The following is a 21168-nucleotide window of genomic DNA, read 5'->3' as shown; positions in this document are numbered from 1 at the left end:
GTTGCAAGGCGGATTATTGACCGCGTTGTGCCAGCCAGGCCTCCAGATCTTCAGAGCCGCCGATTTTCTGGCCACCGCAAAACACCTGCGGTGCGGTGCCTGCCCCGGCTACCGCGTACAGGCTACGCGACGTGATGCCATTGCCCAGCGAGATTTCCTCGAAGCGCAGGCCTGCTTCGCGCAGCAGCGACTTGGCCTTGGTGCAAAACGGGCAGCCGGGCTTGGTGAACACCGTGATCGGCTCGGGAGCTTTCGCGCCCGGGGCGAGGTAGCCGAGCATCGTGTCGGCATCGGACACTTCAAACGGGTCGCCTTCTTTTTCAGGCTCGATGAACATTTTTTCAATCACGCCGTTTTTGACCAGCATCGAATAGCGCCATGAGCGCTTGCCGAATCCCAGGCTGCTTTTGTCCACCAGCAAGCCCATGCCTTCGGTGAATTCGCCATTGCCGTCGGGGATGAGCGTGAGGTTTTCTGCTTCCTGCGCCTGGCCCCATTCGTTCATCACGAAGGCGTCGTTGACCGAAATGCACACCACGTTATCAACGCCATGCGCCTTGAAGGTGTTGGCCAGTTCGTTGTAGCGCGGCAGGTGGGTGGACGAGCAGGTCGGCGTGTAGGCGCCGGGCAGCGAGAACACCACGACGGTCTTGCCGTCGAACAGATCGGCGCTGGTAATGTCAACCCATTTGTCGTTCTTGCGGGTTTTGAAGGTGGCTTGCGGGACGTGTTGTCCTTCTTTGTTGGGCAGCATGGTGATCCTTGGTAGAGAGGTAAAACACGAAAAGTGTTGGCCCGGCAGTGTGCCATGACAGGTCGTGCATTGCGTTGTGATGGCCAAAACCGCGCGCTTGGCATGGGAGAATGACCGCCCATTACCTCATGCAGCGGAGCCCGGATGAATTTTGCGACCGACCTTTCTTCTGTGAGCCACGGCATACAACTGGCCGTCGCCCCGGTTTTTTTGCTGACTGCCGTATCCGGCATGATCGGCGCCGTGGCCGGGCGGCTGGCGCGCATCATCGACCGGGCCAGGTTTCTTGAGGGACGGCTTGAAACCGGTGTGATCGAAGCCGTGCGCGCCGCCAAGATCTATGACGAACTGCGCCGGCTCAGGCACCGGGGCTGGCTGGTCAATGGCTGCCTGGCCTTGCTGACGTTTTGTGCCATTTTGATCGGCACCACCATCGTCTTGCTGTTCCTGGGCGAAACCAGCGAACTGCCGATTTTCAAGATCGCCACCGTCTGCTTTCTGGCTGGTGTGGTGTGTTTCCTGTCGGCGCTGGTCTGCTTTTTGACTGAAACCCTGCTGGCGACGCATCTGCTGAAGTTTGCAGAGTTGCCCAAGCCGGCCAAATCCTGAGAAATTCATGACGCGCCGCTGGCGGGCGACAGGCTTTCGTCAAGCCCCTGCTAGCGCGCCACCGCCGCCGTCACCCCCCGCAAGGGCAGGGATAATGGCCGCCAACCCTAAGGAATAACCATGCTGCTAGATGCCGACGACTCCCAACTTGTGCTGATCGATTACCAGACCCGCCTGATGCCGGTGATTTTTGAAAATGAAATGGTGGTCGCCAATGCGCTGCGGCTGGCGCGCATGGCCCGCCTCATGGACGTACCGGTTTGGGGCACGGCGCAAAACCCCGAAAAGCTCGGCCAGAACCTGCCCGAGTTGCAGGCGGCCATTGATTCTGCCGGCGGCAAAACCATGGCCAAGATGCATTTCAGCGCCGCGTCTGATGGCCTGGTCGAGTGGCTGCGCCCGCCCGTGCGCAAGCCGGCCCAAGGCGGCAACGCCCGCAGTCTGCCCAAGCACATGCAAAAACCACCCGAGTCCCAACCAGACGAAGGCCGCAGCATGATCGTCATCGCCGGTTGCGAAGCCCATGTCTGCCTGATGCAGACGGCGCTGGAACTGCTGGAAGAAGAGTTCGACGTGTGGGTCGTGACGGACGCCTGCAGCTCACGCAGCGAGCGCAACCGTGACGCCGCCTTTGACCGCCTGGCCGGTGCCGGCGCGGAACTGGTCACGACCGAGATGGTGGCTTTTGAATGGGCGCGTACCTGTGAACACCTAGCCTTCAGGGATTTGCTGGCGCTGATCAAATAATAAGGGCGCGAATCAGCGCGATGGCGCTGTTATCGCACCCAGCGCTACCCGCTTGAGCGCCTCGCCCCGCCCTATACAACGCAACGGGCAACGGCGTCAGCGGGCCGGGCCGCCGATGGGGCACCGAAACGCCGCAATGCTGAAGCGCAGCAGCTGAAAAATCAATTTTCAGCATAAAAAACAGTCCTTGCGCAATAGCAACGGGCGTTGTCAGCTATTAAAAACAGAGCGAATAGCCGCAACTCGCACGCTTGGGTGCGTCGCCGTCAGCTTGCCGCAAGACCGTTGTTCATAATTATGAATTCAGTTTTAACGTTTCAGGCACGCGCCCATCGCCCGGAGACACCGCTTGTTCAAGTTCCTTCAATGCAATAAAAGCCTTCTGCGATAGGGTGGTTTTCGATTTGCATCGAACGGGAAATGAAATGGGCGAAGCCTCTGCAAAACCCGGAGAACCCCATGACCCGCTACGCCGACTTTTACCGCCAGTCTATCGATCAGCCCGATGCCTTCTGGGCCGAACAGGCGGGGCTGATCGAATGGCACAAGCCGTTTGATCGCGTCTGCAACTACGACAACCCGCCATTCGTCAAATGGTATGAAGGCGGCCTGACCAACCTGTGCCACAACGCCGTCGACCGACACCTGAAAGACCGCGCCGACCAGGCCGCGCTGATCGCCGTTTCCAGCGAAACCGGCACCGAGAAAATTTACACGTTCGCCGACCTGCATGCCGAGGTCCAGCGTATGGCCGCCAGCCTGAAGGCGCTCGGTGTCGAAAAAGGCGACCGCGTGTTGATCTACATGCCCATGATTGCCGAGGCGGCTTTTGCCATGCTGGCCTGCGCGCGCATCGGCGCCATCCATTGCGTGGTGTTCGGCGGCTTTGCCAGCGGCTCGTTGGCGTCGCGCATCGAGGACGCCGCACCGAAAGTCATCGTCAGCGCCGACGGCGGCTCGCGCGGTGGCAAGGCGCTGCCGTACAAGCCGCTGCTCGACGAGGCGATTCGCCTGTCCAGCCACAAGCCGGGCGCCGTGCTGCTGGCCGACCGGGGCCTGGCCAAGATGGAACTGGTGGAGGGTCGCGACCATCTCTGGAACGAGTTGCGCACCACGCATTTCGACGCGCAAGTGCCGTGCGAATGGCTGGACTCGACCGCCATCAGCTACACCATCTACACCAGCGGCACCACCGGCAAGCCCAAGGGCGTGCAGCGCGACACCGCCGGCTACACCGTGGCGCTGGCCGCCAGCATGAAGCATATTTTCGACGGCAAGGCGGGCGAAACCTTCTTCTCGACCAGCGACATCGGCTGGGTCGTCGGCCACAGCTACATCGTCTATGGCCCGCTGATTGCCGGCATGGCGACCATCATGTACGAAGGCCTGCCGACGCAAGGCATGGACAAAAAGCCCAATGGCGGCATCTGGTGGGAACTGGTCGAAAAGTACAAGGTCACGGTCATGTTCAGCGCGCCCACCGCCGTGCGCGTGCTGAAAAAGCAAGACCCCGCGCTATTGACGAAATACGATTTGTCGAGCCTGCGTGCGCTGTTTCTGGCTGGCGAGCCGCTGGACGAACCGACGGCGCGCTGGATCAGCGAAGGCCTCAACGTGCCAATCATCGACAACTACTGGCAGACCGAAAGCGGCTGGCCGATTCTGACGATTGCCAACGGTGTTGAGCCCAAGCCGAGTAAATTCGGCAGCCCCGGCGTTCCGATGTACGGCTACAACGTCAAGCTGCTGCACGAAGCCACCGGCGAAGAACTCACCAAGCCTGGCGAAAAAGGCGTGGTCGTCATCGAAGGCCCAACACCCCCGGGCTTCATGCAGACCATCTGGCAAGACGATGCGCGCTTCGTCAACACCTACTGGAAGAGCATTCCGGACAAGCTGGTGTACAGCACCTTTGACTGGGGCATCCGCGACGCGGACGGCTACTTCTTCATCCTGGGCCGCACCGACGACGTGATCAACGTCGCTGGTCACCGCCTGGGCACGCGCGAGATCGAGGAAAGCATTTCCGGCCATGCGCAGGTGGCCGAGGTGGCGGTGGTGGGCGTGGCCGACGGGCTCAAGGGCCAGGTCGCCATGGCGTTTGTGGTGCTGAAGGATTCCGGCGTGATGGGCGACAGCGTAGCCTGCGCCAAGCTGGAAGCCGAGATCATGAAACGCGTGGACGGTGACCTGGGCGCAGTGGCCCGGCCGGCGCGGGTTCGTTTTGTGACAGCGTTGCCCAAGACGCGCAGTGGCAAATTGCTGCGCCGCGTGATTCAGGCGGTGTGCGAAGGCCGCGATGCCGGTGACCTGACGTCCATGGATGATCCGGGCGCCCTGCAGCAGATCCGGGACCGGATGGAAACCGTTTAAGCAGCGGTTTCCGGTGCGGCCTGGTTCCGGTAGACGGGCCGCTTCAGTTCAACCGCAGTTGCGCCTGCTGGGCCACCCGGATGCAGTCCTTCATGTGCTCCTCGCCAAAGTAACGGATGGCAGCATAGCCCACGCTGGCCGCCACGAGCTGGCCGGCCAGCGGGATGTACTTGGCCAACTGCTTGGTCGCCATGCGCGTGCCAATCCGGGTAGTCGCCTTGATGATCAGGTCGCGGCTGATGAATTTGCCCACCAGCACCGAGCCGACCATGGCCACGGCTTTTTGCACCTGCTCGCGTTTTTTCGGGTCGAGCTGGTCGATCTGTTCGGGCGCCAGACCAAACTCCTTGTTGATGGCGGGAATCAGTTTGGACAGCAGCGCCGCATCCACCGCCCAGTCCAGGCCGGGCACCGGCACAGCGCTGGCAACAGCAGCGAACATCGCGCGCTTGTGCAGCAGCTTGCGGCTGCGAATGACCGCTGATTGAAGCGCCGCGTCGTCAGCGGCCAGTTGCAGGGCAGTAGGCATGGTTCAAAAAACCTTTCATGGGGTGGCGTCTTGCGTGCAATGGCTTTTATCACACGGCAAGGCTTGTCAGCCATCGCCTCTAGCCAATCACCGGCTCGGTCTGTGGCGTTTCAGGCGGCGACGGCTTCGAGCTTTTCCGTCACTTCCATCCAGCGCTCTTCCAGCTTGGCCAGGTCGGCTTCAATCACCTTGAGGCGCTTGCCGGCCTGGGCAATTTCTGCCGGCGATTTGGAGGTGGTCAGCAGCGTCTCCAGGTTGGATTTTTCGCTGTTCATGCTCAGCATCTGGCGGTCGATTTTTTCCAGATCCTTGCGCAGCGGCTTGGCGGCGTCAAGCTGCTGCTGGCGGCGCTGGGCGTCTTCTTTCTTGCCAGACGAATTTTTAGCCTCAAAAGTGCCTGTGGCGCTTGCTGCATCTGCGCTGGCAGCTACTTTTTTGGTAGCGGCCGGGGTGGCGGCGCTGTTGTTCGACTTCTTCGCTTCTTCGCGCATGCGCTTGGCTTCATCCAACAAATAGCGCTGGTAGTCGTCCAGGTCGCCGTCAAATGGTTCGACACCGCCGCGCGAGACCATCCAGAACTCGTCGCACACGGCGCGCAGCAAGGCGCGGTCATGGCTGACCAGCATCACCGTGCCTTCAAACTCATTGAGCGCCATCGACAGCGCCTCGCGCGTGGCCAAATCCAGGTGGTTGGTCGGCTCGTCAAGCAACAGCAAATTGGGCCGTTGCCAGACGATCATGCACAGCACCAGACGCGCTTTTTCGCCGCCGCTCATGGAGCCGACGGACTGTTTGACCATGTCGCCGCCAAAGTTGAAGTTGCCCAGAAAGCTGCGCAAGTCCTGCTCGCGGGTCGGCTGGCTGCCCATCTTGCCGGCGGCGCTGACTTCCTTGACGAGCCGGATCATGTGCTCCAGCGGGTTGTCCGCCGGGCGCAGCACGTCGAGTTCCTGCTGCGCAAAGTAGCCGATGTTCAGGCCCTTGCCTTCGGTCATCTCGCCTTCAATCGGCGCCAGCGCGCGCGCCACGGTCTTCACCAGCGTCGACTTGCCTTGACCGTTGGCGCCCAGAATGCCGATGCGCTGGCCGGCCAGCACCGATTTGCTGACGTTTTGCACAATGACCGTGGGCGGCGTGCCTTCGGGCGCGTCTTCAGGGGCCGGGTAACCGAAGTAGGCGTTTTGCATCGACAGCATCGGGTTCGGCAGGTTCGCCGGTTCCTTGAACTCGAAGGTGAAATCGGCTTCGGCCAGCAATGGCGCGATTTTCTCCATACGGTCGAGCGCTTTCACGCGGCTTTGCGCCTGCTTGGCCTTGCTGGCCTTGGCCTTGAAGCGGGCGATGAACTTTTGCAGGTGGGCTATCTTGTCCTGCTGCTTGTTGAAAGCGCCTTGCTGCAGCGCCATCTGCTCGGCGCGCAGGTCTTCAAACTTGCTGTAGTTGCCGCCGTAGCGGGTCAGTTTGGCGCTTTCGATGTGCATCGTCACATCGGTCACGGCATCCAGAAATTCGCGGTCATGGCTGATGACCAGCATCGTGCCCTGGTAGCGCTTGAGCCAGGCTTCCAGCCAGACCAGCGCGTCCAGGTCCAAGTGGTTGGTCGGCTCGTCCAGCAGCAGCAAATCCGACGGGCACATCAGCGCGCGCGCCAATTGCAGGCGCATGCGCCAGCCGCCCGAAAAGCTGTTGACCGGGTTGTCGAGTTCGTTGAGCTTGAAGCCCAGCCCCAGAATCAAGGCCTGCGCGCGTGCCTGTGCATCGTGCGCGCCCGAGTCGTACAAGTCCATGTAGGCGTGGGCCATGCGGTCACCGTCGCCGCTGGCTTCGGCCGCATCGACCTCGGTTTGCGCGGCCAGCAGCACCACGTCGCCTTCGATCACGTAGTCGGTGGCGCTTTGCTCGGTTTCGGGCATATCCTGCGCGACCTGCGCCATCTTCCATTGCGCCGGAATGTAGTATTCACCGCCGTCTTCGTGCAGCGTGCCGTTGAGCATGGCGAACAGCGACGACTTGCCCGCGCCGTTGCGGCCCACCAGACCGACGTTTTCGCCAGGGTTCAGGGTGACAGACGCGCTGTCGAGAATCACTTTGGAGCCGCGACGCAGCACCACGTTTTTAAGGGTAATCATTTAATTAACAGACTGAAGAAATAGGATCAGACCGCAGCGCGCCCGGCAAAGCGCTTGCGGTCTGAAATAGAAGCCAAGGGTCAAGCCAGCTGTTCCCGCGTCAGCAGCAAAACCTGGTCGGGGCCGGCGCTGGTTTCAAACCAGAGCGGCTCCAGGTGCGGAAAAGCGCGTACAAAATTCGCGCGCTCGTTGCCGATTTCCAGCACCAACACGGCATTTTCGTTCATTTGCGCGGCAATCGTCAGAAAAAGGCTGCGAATGAAGTCCATGCCGTCGCTGCCGCCGTGCCTATTGCCCGCCAGCGCCAGGCTGGGCTCGGCCCGAAATTCAGCCGGCAGGGCGGCCATGCTGGCGGCATTGACATACGGCGGGTTGCACAAAATCAGGTCGTAGCCGCCGGGGCAATCGGCCAAGCCGTCCGATTCAATCAGCGTGATGCGATCAGCCAGCTGGTGCCGGTCCACATTGATGCGCGCCACGGCCAGCGCATCCAGGCTGATATCGGCGGCGTCCACCACCACTTCCGGGTAGGCCATGGCGGCCAGCACGGCCAGGCTGCCGTTGCCGGTACACAAATCGAGCACGCGCTGCGTCTGGTCGCTCAGCCAGTCGTCAATGCTGCCCTCAACCAGCAGCTCGGCGATGAAGGAGCGCGGAATGATCACGCGCTCATCGACATAAAACGGCACGCCCATCAGCCAGGCTTCGTTGGTCAGGTAGGCGGCAGGTTGGCGACTGTTGATACGCTCGTCAAAAAGAAGAGCGACCCGCGCTTGATCTGCGGGCGCTACCGGCATTTTTTCACAAGCATCAAGGTCGTCAATCGGCAGACCGAGCTTCCACAGCACCAGCCAGGCGGCTTCATCGAAGGCATTGGTCGTGCCGTGGCCGAAGCCGTCGGAAAAGGTCAAGCCAGCCGCTTCCAGCCGGTCAGCCATGTGTTCGATCAGCGCAAGAACGGTGAGCTCAGGGTTGACTGATGTCATGGCGTGGTGGCGCAAGCGCTGGATTCCGCCGGAACGTCCAAGCCTGCCAAGCGTTCCAGAACGCCCTTGTAAATGTTTTTCAGCGGGTCGAGCGATGCCACCAGGACATGCTCGTTGATCTGGTGGATGGTGGCGTTGATCGGACCCAGTTCAATAACTTGCGGGCAGATTTTGGCGATGAACCGGCCATCGCTGGTGCCGCCGGTGGTGGACAACGCGGTGTCCAGGCCGGTTTCCTGCCGGATTGCGCCGCGCACCGCCTCGACCAGCGTGCCGGGCGTGGTCAAAAAGGGCAGGCCGCCCAGCGTCCATTTCAGGTCGTATTCCAGCTGGTGCTTGCTCAAAATGGCCAGCAGCCGCTGCTGCAGGCTTTCGGGCGTTGATTCGGTGCAAAAACGGAAGTTGAAGTCCACCGTCAGGTCGCCCGGAATGACATTGGTGGCGCCGGTGCCGCCATGCATGTTGGACACCTGCCAGCTGGTGGCCGGGAAAAAATCATTGCCTTCGTCCCAGCGGGCGGTGACCAGTTCGGCCAGTGCCGGTGCAAACAGGTGAATCGGGTTTTTGGCCAGATGCGGATAGGCGATGTGGCCCTGCACGCCCTTGACGGTGAGTTTGCCGCTCAGCGTGCCGCGCCGGCCATTCTTGATCATGTCGCCGAGCTGCGTGACCGAAGTGGGTTCACCAACGATGCAGTAGTCGAGCGCCTCGCCGCGCGCCTTGAGTTGCTCGCAGACCACCACCGTGCCGTCGATGCCGGGGCCTTCTTCGTCGCTGGTAATCAGGAAGGCGATGGACAAGGCGGGTTGGGGCTGCACCGCCAGAAATTCCTCGACAGCCACGACCATGGCGGCAATCGATGCTTTCATGTCAGCCGCGCCGCGTCCGTACAGTTTGCCCGCACGGTGGGTGGGCGTGAACGGGTGGCTGTGCCACTGCTCCAGCGGGCCGGTCGGTACCACGTCGGTGTGGCCGGCAAAAACCAGCGTCTTGACCGGAGCTTTTGAAAAGCTGGAATTTGCTATGGATTCAATAGCTGTCTGTGCCCGTTCAGCTTGCACAGAGGGGCTAAAACCTTCAAATTTAGCCCACAAATTGGTGACGCGAAAATTCTCGGGGCCGCTGACGATGGTTTCACATGTGAAACCCAACGGCACCAGCCGTGCCATCAGGATGGCCTGACAATTCGCATCGTCAGGGGTGATGGAAGGGCGGGAAATCAGCTGTTCAGCCAGCAGGAGTGTTCGGGACATAGTTAGGGCAGTCGCAGCCGAAGGGGCCGAAAGTTAAACGCAGTGAAAAGCGTGCGGGCAGGCATTTTCAATGCCTCACATCCAGCGTGATTTCAGTAAATGAAGGGTGATCATCCGGGTCGGCCACGACTGCGTTGGAACGGGTTTTGGCCGCTGTAAAGTCGTTTTCAAGCCGCCACATCAGGTTGGTGGGCGAGTCGGCATGCAGCAGGCCTTCCTTGCGCGTCACTGCGCCTTCGCCAATCAATTTGGCAATATCTTTCTCAAACGTCTGGGAGCCTTCTGCCATGGATTTTTCCATGGCCTCCTTGACGCCGGAAAAGTCGCCGCGCTCGATCAGCTCGGACACCAGCTTGGTGTTGAGCATCACCTCGACGGCGGGTAGGCGCGCGCCGGTGCTGGTGCGCAGCAGACGCTGCGAGACGATGGCCTTGAGGGCAGCGGCCAGGTCACCCAGCATGGTGGGGCGCACTTCGACCGGGTAAAAGCTCAGGATGCGGTTGAGCGCCTGGTAGCTGTTGTTGGCGTGCATGGTGGCCAGGCACAGGTGGCCCGACTGCGCATAGGCAATCGCGGCGGACATGGTTTCGCGGTCGCGAATCTCGCCGATCATGATCACGTCGGGCGCCTGGCGCAGCGCGTTTTTCAGCGCCACCTGCAGCGACTGGGTGTCGCTGCCGATTTCACGCTGGTTGATGACCGATTTCTTGTTGATGAAGGAGTACTCAATCGGGTCTTCAATCGTCAGGATGTGGCCGGCTACGGTCTCGTTGCGCCGGTCGATCATCGAGGCCAGCGTCGTGCTTTTGCCGGCCCCGGTGGCACCCACCATCAGCAGCAGGCCGCGCTTTTCCATGATCAGCTCGCTCAGCACCGGCGGCAGCTTCAGGCTGGCCAGCGGCGGGATGATGGTGGGAATGTAGCGAATGACCACCGCATAACTGCTGCGTTGCCGGAATGCGCTGATGCGGAAATTGCCCAGGCCCTCCACCGCCAATCCCATGTTGAGCTCGCCGAGTTCTTCGAGTTCTTCAATCCGCTTGGGCGGCAGCACCTCGGCCAGCAGGTTGCGCGGCGCATCGGCGGGCAGAATCTGCGCGTTGATGGGGATGGCTTGCCCGTTGATCTTGATGAGGGCGGACGAATGGGCCGACAGGTAAACGTCAGACGCCTTCTTGTCCACCATCAAACGCAGAATTCTTTCCATCATGCTCATGGTTCAGCTTTCGTCAGAGTTGATTCAAGGGCTCTGCGTTAACACGCTGCAGGCGCAACGTGCGCATCAAGGTAAGCAAGCGGCCCGCTCCAGCCCAGCAGGGGCCGCGGAACCGGCTTTGCCGGGCCGCAGGCGCAGCGCCCCCTCGGGGGGCAGCGCAGTACGCGAAGCGACAAGCGTGGGGGCATGCTCAATCGCGCAGCAAGTCGTTCAGGCTGGTCGTGGCGCGGGTCTTGGCGTCCACGCGCTTGACGATGACCGCGCAGTACAGGCTGTACTTGCCGCCGGCCTTGGGCAAGTTGCCCGACACCACGACCGAGCCGGCCGGAATGCGGCCATAGCTCACGGTATCAAGCTCGCGGTCATAAATCGGCGTGCTCTGGCCGATGTACACGCCCATCGACAGCACCGAGTTTTCTTCAACGATCACGCCTTCGACGACTTCGGAGCGCGCACCGATGAAGCAGTTGTCTTCAATGATGGTCGGGTTGGCCTGCATCGGCTCCAGCACGCCGCCAATGCCGACGCCGCCCGACAGGTGCACGTTTTTGCCGATCTGCGCGCACGAGCCGACGGCGGCCCAGGTATCGACCATCGTGCCTTCATCGACGTAAGCGCCGATGTTGACATAGCTGGGCATCAGGATCGCGCCCTTGGCAATGTAGCTGCCGCGCCGCGCCACCGCCGGCGGCACCACACGCACGCCGGTGGCACGCATTTCCTGGTCGCTCAGGTGCGCAAACTTGGTCGGCACCTTGTCGTAAAAACCCAGCTCGCCGGCGCGCATGAGTTCGTTGTCTTTCAGGCGAAAGCTCAGCAGCACCGCTTTTTTGAGCCACTGGTGCACCGTCCACTGGCCCACGCCTTGCTGGGTGGCGACGCGCAGTTTGCCGGTGTTGAGTTGCTCAATCGCGAATTCGACGGCATCGAGCACTTCTTTGGGCGCGGCAGAAGGCGACAGGTTGGCACGGTTTTCCCAGGCGGCGTCGATGATGGCTTGCAAATTGTCTTGAGTCATGTTGGTTTTTTCAATGAACTTTGGATTGAATGAATTGAACGATGCGCTGCGCCGCTTCGACGCATTCGGCAGTTTCGGCCACCAGCGCCATGCGAATCCGCCCGGCACCCGGGTTAACGCCCTGCGCATCGCGCGCCAGGTAACTGCCGGGCAACACAACCACATTGTAAAGAGCCAGCAATTCGCGCGAAAACGCGGTGTCCGACCCCTTGAACACCTCGGGAATGGCCGCCCACAGGTAAAAACCGGCGTCGGGCAGCGCCACGTCCATCACACCCGCCAGCAGCGGCGTGACCTGCGCAAACTTTTCGCGGTACTGGGCGCGGTTGTCCACCACATGCGCTTCATCGGCCCAGGCGGCAATGCTGGCGGTTTGCACGATGGGACTCATGGCGCTGCCGTGGTAGGTGCGGTAGAGCAAAAACGATTTGATCAGCGCCGCGTCACCGGCGACAAAACCGCTGCGCAGGCCGGGCACGTTGCTGCGCTTGGACAGGCTGGTCAGCGAGATCAGGTTTTTGAAATCAATCCGGCCCAGTTGTGCCGCCGCTTGCAGTCCGCCCAGCGGCGGCTCGTCACGGAAATAAATCTCGCTGTAGCACTCGTCCGAGGCAATCACGAAGCCGTAGCGGTCGCTGAGTTCAAAAAGCAGTTTCCACTCGTCCAGGCCCATCACCGCGCCGGTCGGATTGCCCGGCGAGCAGACAAACAGCAGCTGGGTTTTTTGCCACACCGATTCAGGCACGGCCGCCCAGTCGATGCCAAAGTTGCGCGCCGCCTCGCTCGGCGCAAACCACGGCTGCGCGCCGGCCAGCAGCGCCGCGCCTTCGTAGATTTGATAAAACGGATTCGGGCAGACCACCGTCGCGCCCGGCTGGCTCGGGTCAATCACGGTTTGCGCCAGCGCAAACAGCGCCTCGCGCGAACCATTGACCGGCAGGATTTGCGTCGCCATGTCCACCTTCAGCCCGCCGTAGCGCCGGGCCAGCCAGTCGCTCATGGTCTGGCGCAGCTTGGGCTCGCCCAGCGTGCCGGGGTAGCTGGCCAGGCCCGCCAGGCTGCCGGTCAGCGCATCCTTGATGAGCTGCGGCGTGGCATGGCGCGGCTCGCCAATGCCCAGGCTGATGGGTTTGTAGGCCGGGTTGGGCGTGACATCGGCATGCAACTGGCGCAGCCGCTCGAAGGGGTAAGGCTGAAGGCGGGAAAGCAGGGGATTCATGGGGGGCGATTATCTCTGACGGCGCCCCGGCTCCCGTTCAATCTGCTCGATGCTGGGCAGGCTGGTTTGCAGCTCTTGCGGGCTTGAGTCGGCCGTCATTCCCGCGCAGGCGGGAATCCAGACTTGTTTGAGCGTTTCAGTCCGTGTTGCTGGTTCCCCGCCTTCGCGGGGACGACGCTCTTAAAAACTGAGAGTTTACGAACACCTTTAGATGCTGGGTTATCACCTTTTCAGCAACGCCCATTTGTGCCGCAGCTTGTGGCACAAATGGGCGTCCAGCATCTGCACGATTTCCCAATACAGGCGAATCAGCTCCGCTTTGACCGCCAGCACCGCCCGCGTCTGGGCCTGCCGGATGCGCTGCTTGATGTCGGACGGTTGTTTCATGAGTAAGGCTGAGTGTTTTTACTATAAATTTAATAGCTGCTTGTACATACGCAGCTTGCGCTAGAGGTTGATTTGGCTTGAAAAACGGTGCGCAGGGCCATTTTCATACAACCCTATCCTCGCGCGACCACACTCGCAGCGGAACACGGCCAATTTTCACGTCATGCACGCCCAGCAACGGCTGCTTTCCACGAACCAGGATGCCATCAACCCATGTTCCAACGGTGCTGTGCAAATCGTGAAGCCAGACTTCGTTCCCCATATTCACGATCACGGCATGCCGCCGACTGGTCGATGGTGAATCAATCTGCAAACTATTCCCTGCCAGTTTTCCAATCGAAATCAGCTTGTCAGTGAACGCCACCTTGTTGCCCTGATATTCAACCATCACTGTGTTCGTCGATTTACTGGCAGCGGATACGCCAAAGCGGAAGTCCTGAAACACCAGTTTCTGTAATAAACAGTCCCAGCCCCCCAACGCTTGCGGCCCCACCAAAGCGACCTGGGCGTTGTAGATCGAAAACGGGCTGCCTTTGGCGCGGGCCAGTTGCTTTTGCAACCAGTCAGGATCCAGCTCCCGCAGCCCGAGCCGCGCCAGAAGGCCCGCGTTTTCGATGGCCGAGTTGTCACATTTTTCCGCCCGCAAAATTTCAGCCAGATGCTTCATTTCGTCAAAACGCCTGACGCTCCAATAGCACTCCAGCAACAGGCAATGCGCTTCGATATTCAAAGGATTGCGGGTGACTTCATCGCTCAGCGTGGACAGCGCCATCGCCATTTCGCCACGCTGCAAGTAAAGCCAGCCCAGCTCCACGCCCATCAGGTTTCGGCTGGGGCCGTGGGCAGCATCTTTGAGAATGTCAAAAGCCGCATCGGTTTGATGTTGCAGCAGTTTGATGCGGCCCGCCAGCAAGACAGCACTTGGCAAACGTGGACTGAGCCGCAGCGCGCCCGCAGCTGCTTGTTCCGCCTTGCGCCAGGCACCGCGTTTTAACGCCTGCTCCCCCGCCAGCACCGCCCGGTGCGCCTTCATGGCATTGCGATCCACGCTGACCGGCACACTGCGGGCACGTAGCGCGGCAGCCATGTCGGCGGCGGTTTGAAAACGCAGCTCAGCTTCAGGGTGAATCGCCTTCAGCGCAATCTCAATCAACCACGTCGGCTGGTTCAAACCGGCTGGCAAGGTGCGAAGGTGTTTGGCTTGCTCCAATGCTTCGCCCGTCAATGCGTTCCACGGATGCGCACGGTTCAAGAGTTCCAGTAGTGTCACGCCCAAGGCATAAATATCTTCCCGTGCATCATCCCGACGGGCAAGGCCCAAGCCTTTACCGGGCGAGCTGTAAATGACGGTGCCGCCCGTCGTGTTCACAATGCCGAAGTCCGCAATCACGGCCATGCCATCGCGCAACAAAATGTTTGAAGGCTTGATGTCGTGATGCACCAAGCCCCGCGCATGAACGACAGCCAGCGTTTCGCAGAGCTGGAGCATCCAGTCCGCCACCTGATTGACCCAACCCTGCGCATCCTCTGGCAGCCTGTCGCGCAGCCGCTGCAACAGGCTGCCACCTGCGCAATACGCCATGACCAGAGCCAGTTGTTTTTGATGGCGGAAATGGTGATGAAAAGTCACGATGCCCGGCAGGTTCAACCCCGCCAGCGCACGCATTTCAACCAGAAATGCTTTGTCTTGGTCGGGACTGCAAGCCGTTAGAAATTTGATCGCGACGTGGTGATCTCCCAGCACCGTATCCTGAGCAAGCCAAACCTCGCCAAATCCGCCATTGCCCAAGGCGTGCAGCAGCCAGTATTTGTGGTCAAGGAGTTGGTTGGCATCAAGTTTCATCGGGTTTTTGGCAACTGGTAAGCCTGTAATCTGTGATTCGGTGAATTGAAAGACCAGCTCACCCGCCTGAACCATGGCTGACAAGTGCTTGTTGCGCAGGTACTTGAGGTCTTTGCCGAGCAAGGTGGCAAGCTCCGCTTACCACCTTCAGAGGCTGGGTTACCACCTTCGAGGGGCAGTTTTTCCTGCACTGGGTGCCTTTGCGTTGCCTCTCCGGGGTTTCCCATAATTTAGCGAGCTTCACTTTTTTTGTTTAGTTGGCTAAAATAGAAACTGCAGGCAAGCGCAAGGTTTGTAGAGGCCAGTGGCAACACTGGCAGCCCGAATGGGTGGGACACTCGAACTTGGGGCCTGCATTTTTTTGGGTGCTTGTTTTATACAAGCATCACTTTGGGGGCAGAAAGCTGGCTAGATGAGTCATGTTTTCAGCAAGTGCCTCCAGGCTACCCGGCCAAAACTTCAAACCGTAACCCAGCTCGCCAGATTTCGCATGGCGGTAGATAGTGGGTCGCAGCATCCTGAAATAACGGTCTTCAACCTCACTGTACTGCGTCAAATTCACCGCGAAAAAAAGGCTTGAAGCTACTGCATCAGCCATTTGCAACCCAGCCAATTGGTCGTGATTTACCGCGCGAACCTGCTCGGGCTTTATGGCGTTCCAGTCAATTCGCGCGTCGGTGCCAGGCTTGTCTTTCAGGTGCAACAGGTAGTTGCGCAGGTCTTCATAAGACATGGCGCTGCGGTTTGAAAAGATGAGTTCACAACTGCCGTCACCTTCATTGTCTTTTCGGGTGTCCCGGCACAGCCACGACACGCGCTCAACCAGCAAACGGGTTGCATAGCGGTACAGGCGAAACGCCTCGCTCTGAAATTTTTCTGGCTCGGTGATGAAGGGTTTGTGAATAAGCACGCTCACCGTGCGAATCGGCGCCGTAGCCAGTGCCCGTACATACGGCACCCGGTGCTCATGCTTCATTTCGCGGAAATGCAGCGCCTTTTTGGGGTCTTTACCCAGCAAAGCACGCACCTCGCGCATCACCCGCACGGCTTCCAAGTCTTTGGATTTGCGAAACACCACGGCTGAAAGCACCAGCCAGCGGCTGCTGCCCTTTTCGCCAGGCAGGAACACAAAGCCCTCGTCGCCGGACTCGTCTATATAGGCGGTGAAACTACTTGACATTGAACCGTATCCATCGAGCGAAATTTAGCCCGCAGGGCTGGGCTGCGGGGTCGGGTTTAACGAGTTTAGATTTCATTTTTACTATGAATTTAATAGCTGCTTGCGCTTATACAGATTGCGCTAGAGGCTGATTTGATTCAAAAAACGAGGCAGATTCCGGGGCCGGGGGTTGGTTTTCGATCAGGCGCACGACTTCGAGCGTCTGCAACTCGAACAACTGGCCGCAAATCGGGTGGCGGGGGTGAAAGATTTCTGCGGCCAGGGCTTTGGCATTCATGCCCGTGCAGATACCGGCGGCGGCGCAGGCGTCGAACAGGCGGATGCTTTGGGCGTGCAGGTCTTCGGGGAAGAAGAGTTCATAGACCAGGCCGTTGAGGAGGCGTTCGTATTCGGGGCGGCGGGTGCCAGCGGTGATGGCTTCCACGATGCATTCCAGTACATCCACCTGTTGCGTGTTGGTAGGCGGAATAGGAATTTGTTGGCAATACTGTGATTTAAATCTGAAATAGCTGTTCATTACGCTCGGACTGATTTGCGAAAAAAACCATGCAGTAACACTGCTATTGAGAATGCCGAGCGTCGATTTTTCAGCATTCGGAATCATAAATGTTGTATCGGCTGAAAAAAATTGATCCTTATCCCAAGCAAACTGAGGACCAGTGGCAATGTCAGGGTAAATAATTTTTGGGGATGTAAAACGGTCAGTGTCTGCGGGCGACGCTTGCAACTCGTACCATTGCTGTTCACCAGATCTTTCTATCAATTTTGTCTTGAAGGTCTGGAGGTGCGTAAGCACAGCGGGGTAATTTTTAATATCTACGCCTCGATATGCATAGACCAGAAACTCGTCATCTGGCTCAATACTCCAGCGTTTAATGTTTCGCCCTTTCAAATACGGCTTGATGATTTCCACCGATTTCAGGTCTTGCGCCACCAGCGCATCGCGTTGCTCCTGGTTAATGACAAAGGCTTCGTTCAGTCCGGTCTTGATGCCGTAGTAAAACCGTCCCTTGCAATACTCCCCCAGCGGCTGGCCCGCTTTGCGCAGCCGCTCCAGCAACTTTCGCTTGCGCGGCGGCTCCAGTTGCCAGCCGCCCGGCTTGAGTTCGCATTGCGGCACGGCAAAGCGCTCGGCGGCAAACACGTCGGGAAAGTCGCTGACGCGGTAGTCGGGGTTCTGGCTGTCCCAGTTCAGCACCAGCACCTCGTTTTGGGCATCCATCAGCGCCACGGGTTTGTCGCGCTTGATGGCAATCACGATGGTCGGGTAGGCCAACGCGTCAAACACGGCTTCGTCGCCAAAGTCAATGATTTGGCGCAGCTCGGTATGCGTGGCCATGTACTGGCGCAGGTCAGCGCCGTATTTGGCGCGAAACCATTTGTTGCTGGTGATGAAACTCAAGCAGCCGCCGGGGTTGAGCAGCTGAAACGAGCGCTCGTAAAAATACACATACAAATCGGCCGTGCCGCTGTAGGTGGCGTAGTGCGGCTTGAGCTGGGGCTTGTCGTCCTTGAAGGCTTCCTGCCGCACATAGGGCGGGTTGCCGATGACGATGTCAAAACCGCTTTGAAAACCAAACATCCATTCGGGGTCGAAGAAACCGGCATGGCGGTTCTGGTCGAACGGGTCCCAGGCGGTCATGCGTTCGGCGTCGCCGGGTTTGAGCGTCAGCTCGGACTGGAGCAGGGCGGCCAGCTCGTCGCGCAGACGCAGGATGCGTTCCTTGCGCTTGCGTTTGTCGGCAAAGCGTTTGGCGGCAAAGTGGCTGGCGTTGGCGTCGCGCAACTCGGTTTCTTTTTCGGCGACCGCTGGGTTGGCCAGCAAATCCTGCTGCCCGCTACCGCCACGCGGAATAGGCAGCAATGTGTTGGCGGCGACGATTTTGGTTTCCAGGTTGGGCAGCGGCGTGAGCTGGCGGTTGCCGGGCTTTTGCTCGACCACCAGGCTGATGAAAAAGCGCAGCTTGGCAATCTGCACCGCAATGGGCTGAATGTCCACGCCGTACAGGCACTTTTCAATCAGGTAGAGCTTGCGGGTGTAGTCGGCGTAGTGGGGGTCGGCAAAGTCGGCATCGAACTTTTGCAGCGTGGCGATGGCCGTGGTGGTTTGCTCGTCGCGCAGAGACGGGTCTGGCACCGTTTTGGCGCTGGCGAGTCGCTCGGCCAGCGGGGCGCGGTTTTGCCCTTTCCACAGTACGTTGTCGGGGTCGAGCTTGCGCAGCACGGCCACCAGCTTTTGCAGCATGCCCATGGGGAAAGCGCCCGAGCCGCAAGCCGGGTCGAGCACGCGAAGGCGCTCGATGGCGGCCATCAGCGTGTGCGTTTCGACGGTTGAAAAATCGTGGCGGGTGTGGCGGTAGCTGAGCAGGCGGCGCAGGCGGGCTTGCGTGTTTTGGCTGTCGGGGGAGCGTGCGGGGAGGCCCTCACCCCCGCCCTCTCCCAGAGGGAGAGGGCGTAATTCGGCGGCAAAGTTCAGATCGCCGGGGCCGTCGTCCAGGTCGAGCAATCCGTTTGCTATCGATTGAATAGCTGGTTGCGCCCGTTCTGCTTGCGCTAGAGGCCTTTCGAGGTAACAAACCAGGGCTTCATCGACCATGTAGTCCACGACTTCGCGCGGGGTGTAGAAGGAGCCGCTTTTCTTGCGGGCGGTGGTTTGGGTGTCGGGGTTGTAGCTGGCCAGCAGGTTTTCAAACACCTTGCCCAGCAGTTCCGGGTCCAGCGCCACTTCTTCTTCGACGGGCGTGTTTTCTTCGATGGTGAACTTGTAGCTGTCAAAAATCTTCAGCAGGCCGCGTGGCTTGTACTTGCGGTTTTTGGTGCCGAATACGTCGTTCAGGTCCACTTCGTCGGTGCCCTCGCCAAAGAACAACGCGTTGGGAATGTGCATGGCGTTGTCGGCGCGTTCCGAAAAGCCATCGACGCGCAACACGGTTTGCTTGCCTTCGGCTGCGACCAACGCGGCCAGTGTCGAATCGCGTTGCAAGTCTTCGGGCGTGACCAGCTTGTCCAGGCACTCGAACAGGCCGCCGTTCAGGAATGGAACCTTTTTGAACAAGGCCAGCGCACGGTCAGCGTCCTTGAATTCGCTTTTGTAGCGGTAAACCGTGTGAATCAGGTATTTGTCCATGCGCTTGAAGCCGGCGGCTTCGCGCCAGACGCGCTGCTTGTGGCCGTTTTCGTCCACGTCTGTCATTTCAGTGTTGAGTGTGGCGAAAAACAGATTTTGCAAAATGGCGCGGTAGTAGTTGCCCTGCGCGCCATGCTGGTCGGGCGGCATTTTGAGCAGCTTGCCCAGCGCGGTTTCGTCAAACAGCTCGGCGGGTACCAAGCGCTTTTCCTTCAGGAACCAGACAAAGATCAGCCGGGTCAGCAGGCGAATCAGGGCGACCGTGGGGCGGCCGCTGGTGGCCGGGTCGTCTGAATCGTCAAGCGGCTGGCCTTTGGGAAACTCCACGCCGGTGCTTTTGCGAATCGCCCAGTAATACCACTCGGCCAGGTCTTTGTAAAAACGGTCGTTGAGCGCCTTGACATCGAGCACCTTGAGCCAGGCTGCGTACAGCTTTTCAAAGCTGGACGGAATGTACTTGGTGTCCACTTCTGTCAGCGCCATGCTTTCCAGAATGCGCAGGTGGGCGGCGTGGGGCTGTTGGAGGTCAATGTCCTTGATGAGGGACAACTTGCCTTCAACCACGTCCAGCGCGCTGTCGCGTTTGTTGGCGCGGCGGTGAATCACGGAAATAGACAGCAGCGGCGCACCGTCTTCGCCGGGATGGCGAAACAGCAAAATCGCTGGCATGGGGAACAGGCGGTTGACTTCGCGTGTCAGCGCGGCCAGCCGGGTGCGGCTCCAGGTGCCGGGTTTTAAATCCAGCGCCAGAAAGACGAAGCTTTCCACCTGCCAGGTCTGCACGCTGCCGCCGTCAAGCAAGTTGGCTTGCCCGGCGGCCAGCGCTGGCAACTCGTCGTTGGTGAGCTGGAACAGAAAGGCGGCGCTTTTCCAGTCGGCCAGTTTGGCGTTGACGGGGTTCAGTTGTTGGCTGTCGCCCAGAAGGTTTTCCACTTCGTGGACAAAAGCTTGGGGCTGAGTGGGCAGGTCCAGCGTCTTGGGGCTGGTGTAGCCCAGCGTGGCCAGCAGGGCAGTGGCACTGGCGTGCAGGTCGCCAGTAGCCAGGTTTTGCAGCGCGGATTGAAGCTTGCCGAGGAATTGTGGGCTGCTCATCTTCAAATCATCCAGTCTTCAAGTTTCAAACCCGGCACTTTTTCAAAGTGGCGGGTGTTGTGGGTGACCAAAATCAGGTCTTCGGCCAGCGCGTGGGCGGCAATCTGGGTGTCGAGTTCGCCAATGGGCCGTCCCATGCTTTGCAATTGCATTTTCAAAGTGCCATAGGCATCGGCTGCCGCTTGTGTCCAGGGCAATGTGGGCAATTGCTCCAGCAGCAGGTCAATGCGCCGACGCCGTTTGTCTTGCAGCGTCATGCGGCTCTGGCCAAATCGCACTTCAGCGCGGGTAATGGCAGAGATAACCGCCTCCTTGCGGTCCAGCACCTCAGCCATGCGCGCATACAGACCCGGATGACTGTCCCTTAAAAAATAGCTCAGGATGTTGGTGTCGAGCAAATAAGGGGTCACAGCTTGGCACCCTCGTCGGGCGACGGTTCAACCCAGTCCGCGAACGGGTCACGCGCCCAGGCATCCTCGCGCGGAGGAATGAAATCTTCTGAAAAAGGGGATTCCTTGATCAAGCGCAGCAGTTCCGCCAGATTGCGCTGGCGCTGGTCTTCATTTTTGGGCTTGAGGGTGATCTCGCCCGTCACCTCGTTTTTGGTGATCCACATTTCAGCCACATCGACCCGAAACGCCTTGGGCAGGCGCACCGCCTGGCTGTTGCCGGTCGAAAAAACTTTTGCAGTTGCTGGCATGGCAAA

General features: G+C 59.7%; 17 protein-coding genes. 3 read left to right on the top strand and 14 right to left on the bottom strand.

Going from position 1 to position 21168, the window contains the following annotated elements; genetic code table 11:
* Positions 1-13 precede the first annotated feature (13 nt).
* Positions 14-754 (bottom strand): glutathione peroxidase, encoded by a 741-nt coding sequence (locus RCH06_RS05230; RefSeq protein WP_327080385.1) that lies wholly within the window; start codon positions 752-754, stop codon positions 14-16.
* 144 nt (positions 755-898) lie between these two features.
* On the opposite strand from RCH06_RS05230, the gene RCH06_RS05225 reads away from it, so the two are divergent.
* The 3 genes from RCH06_RS05225 to RCH06_RS05215 all read left to right on the top strand — a co-directional run bounded on the left by RCH06_RS05225 (position 899) and on the right by RCH06_RS05215 (position 4483).
* Positions 899-1363 (top strand): DUF2721 domain-containing protein, encoded by a 465-nt coding sequence (locus RCH06_RS05225; protein ID WP_327080384.1) that lies wholly within the window; start codon positions 899-901, stop codon positions 1361-1363.
* Positions 1364-1483: 120 nt separating this feature from the next.
* A complete protein-coding gene (locus tag RCH06_RS05220) occupies positions 1484-2110 on the top strand; it encodes an isochorismatase family protein (protein ID WP_327080383.1) in 627 nt (208 codons plus the stop codon).
* A gap of 459 nt (positions 2111-2569) precedes the next feature.
* Complete coding sequence (locus RCH06_RS05215; protein WP_327080382.1) at positions 2570-4483, top strand: propionate--CoA ligase; 1914 nt, start codon at positions 2570-2572, stop codon at positions 4481-4483.
* A gap of 43 nt (positions 4484-4526) precedes the next feature.
* On the opposite strand, the gene RCH06_RS05210 is transcribed toward RCH06_RS05215, so the two are convergent.
* The 13 genes from RCH06_RS05210 to RCH06_RS05150 form a co-directional block, all read right to left on the bottom strand.
* Positions 4527-5012: a hypothetical protein gene (locus tag RCH06_RS05210; RefSeq protein ID WP_327080381.1), complete on the bottom strand. Its 486-nt coding sequence runs from the start codon at positions 5010-5012 to the stop codon at positions 4527-4529.
* A 110-nt stretch (positions 5013-5122) separates the two neighbouring features.
* Positions 5123-7141: an ABC-F family ATP-binding cassette domain-containing protein gene (locus RCH06_RS05205; protein ID WP_327080380.1), complete on the bottom strand. Its 2019-nt coding sequence runs from the start codon at positions 7139-7141 to the stop codon at positions 5123-5125.
* 80 nt (positions 7142-7221) lie between these two features.
* Positions 7222-8127 carry a 50S ribosomal protein L3 N(5)-glutamine methyltransferase gene (gene prmB, locus RCH06_RS05200; protein WP_327080379.1) on the bottom strand — a complete coding sequence of 302 codons (906 nt, stop codon included), beginning with the start codon at positions 8125-8127 and terminating at the stop codon, positions 7222-7224.
* Positions 8124-9380: a succinyl-diaminopimelate desuccinylase gene (gene dapE / locus RCH06_RS05195; protein WP_327080378.1), complete on the bottom strand. Its 1257-nt coding sequence runs from the start codon at positions 9378-9380 to the stop codon at positions 8124-8126. The genes prmB and dapE overlap by 4 nt, the downstream gene beginning before the upstream one ends.
* Before the next feature lie 67 nt (positions 9381-9447).
* Complete coding sequence (locus RCH06_RS05190) at positions 9448-10596, bottom strand: PilT/PilU family type 4a pilus ATPase (protein WP_327080377.1); 1149 nt, start codon at positions 10594-10596, stop codon at positions 9448-9450.
* Between the two features lie 190 nt (positions 10597-10786).
* A complete protein-coding gene (gene dapD / locus RCH06_RS05185) occupies positions 10787-11614 on the bottom strand; it encodes a 2,3,4,5-tetrahydropyridine-2,6-dicarboxylate N-succinyltransferase (protein ID WP_327080376.1) in 828 nt (275 codons plus the stop codon).
* Between the two features lie 10 nt (positions 11615-11624).
* Positions 11625-12833: a succinyldiaminopimelate transaminase gene (gene dapC / locus RCH06_RS05180; RefSeq protein WP_327080375.1), complete on the bottom strand. Its 1209-nt coding sequence runs from the start codon at positions 12831-12833 to the stop codon at positions 11625-11627.
* A 222-nt stretch (positions 12834-13055) separates the two neighbouring features.
* Positions 13056-13220, bottom strand: a complete 165-nt coding sequence (locus RCH06_RS05175; protein WP_327080374.1) for a hypothetical protein — start codon at positions 13218-13220, stop codon at positions 13056-13058.
* A 103-nt stretch (positions 13221-13323) separates the two neighbouring features.
* A complete protein-coding gene (locus RCH06_RS05170; RefSeq protein ID WP_327080373.1) occupies positions 13324-15186 on the bottom strand; it encodes a protein kinase domain-containing protein in 1863 nt (620 codons plus the stop codon).
* A gap of 262 nt (positions 15187-15448) precedes the next feature.
* Positions 15449-16243 (bottom strand): DUF3800 domain-containing protein, encoded by a 795-nt coding sequence (locus tag RCH06_RS05165; RefSeq protein WP_327080372.1) that lies wholly within the window; start codon positions 16241-16243, stop codon positions 15449-15451.
* 106 nt (positions 16244-16349) lie between these two features.
* Positions 16350-20462 (bottom strand): Eco57I restriction-modification methylase domain-containing protein, encoded by a 4113-nt coding sequence (locus RCH06_RS05160; RefSeq protein ID WP_327080371.1) that lies wholly within the window; start codon positions 20460-20462, stop codon positions 16350-16352.
* A 2-nt stretch (positions 20463-20464) separates the two neighbouring features.
* Complete coding sequence (locus tag RCH06_RS05155; RefSeq protein WP_327080370.1) at positions 20465-20872, bottom strand: type II toxin-antitoxin system VapC family toxin; 408 nt, start codon at positions 20870-20872, stop codon at positions 20465-20467.
* Positions 20869-21162, bottom strand: a complete 294-nt coding sequence (locus RCH06_RS05150; RefSeq protein ID WP_327080369.1) for an antitoxin — start codon at positions 21160-21162, stop codon at positions 20869-20871. Before RCH06_RS05150 ends, RCH06_RS05155 begins: the two co-directional genes overlap by 4 nt.
* Positions 21163-21168 lie beyond the last annotated feature (6 nt).

Origin of the sequence: Polaromonas sp. CG_9.5, assembly GCF_035984465.1 — a bacterium.
In the GTDB taxonomy this organism is placed as follows: Bacteria; Pseudomonadota; Gammaproteobacteria; order Burkholderiales; family Burkholderiaceae_C; genus Polaromonas.
Note: the sequence above shows the minus strand (reverse complement) of the source record. Positions and strands in the feature narration are given on the sequence as shown.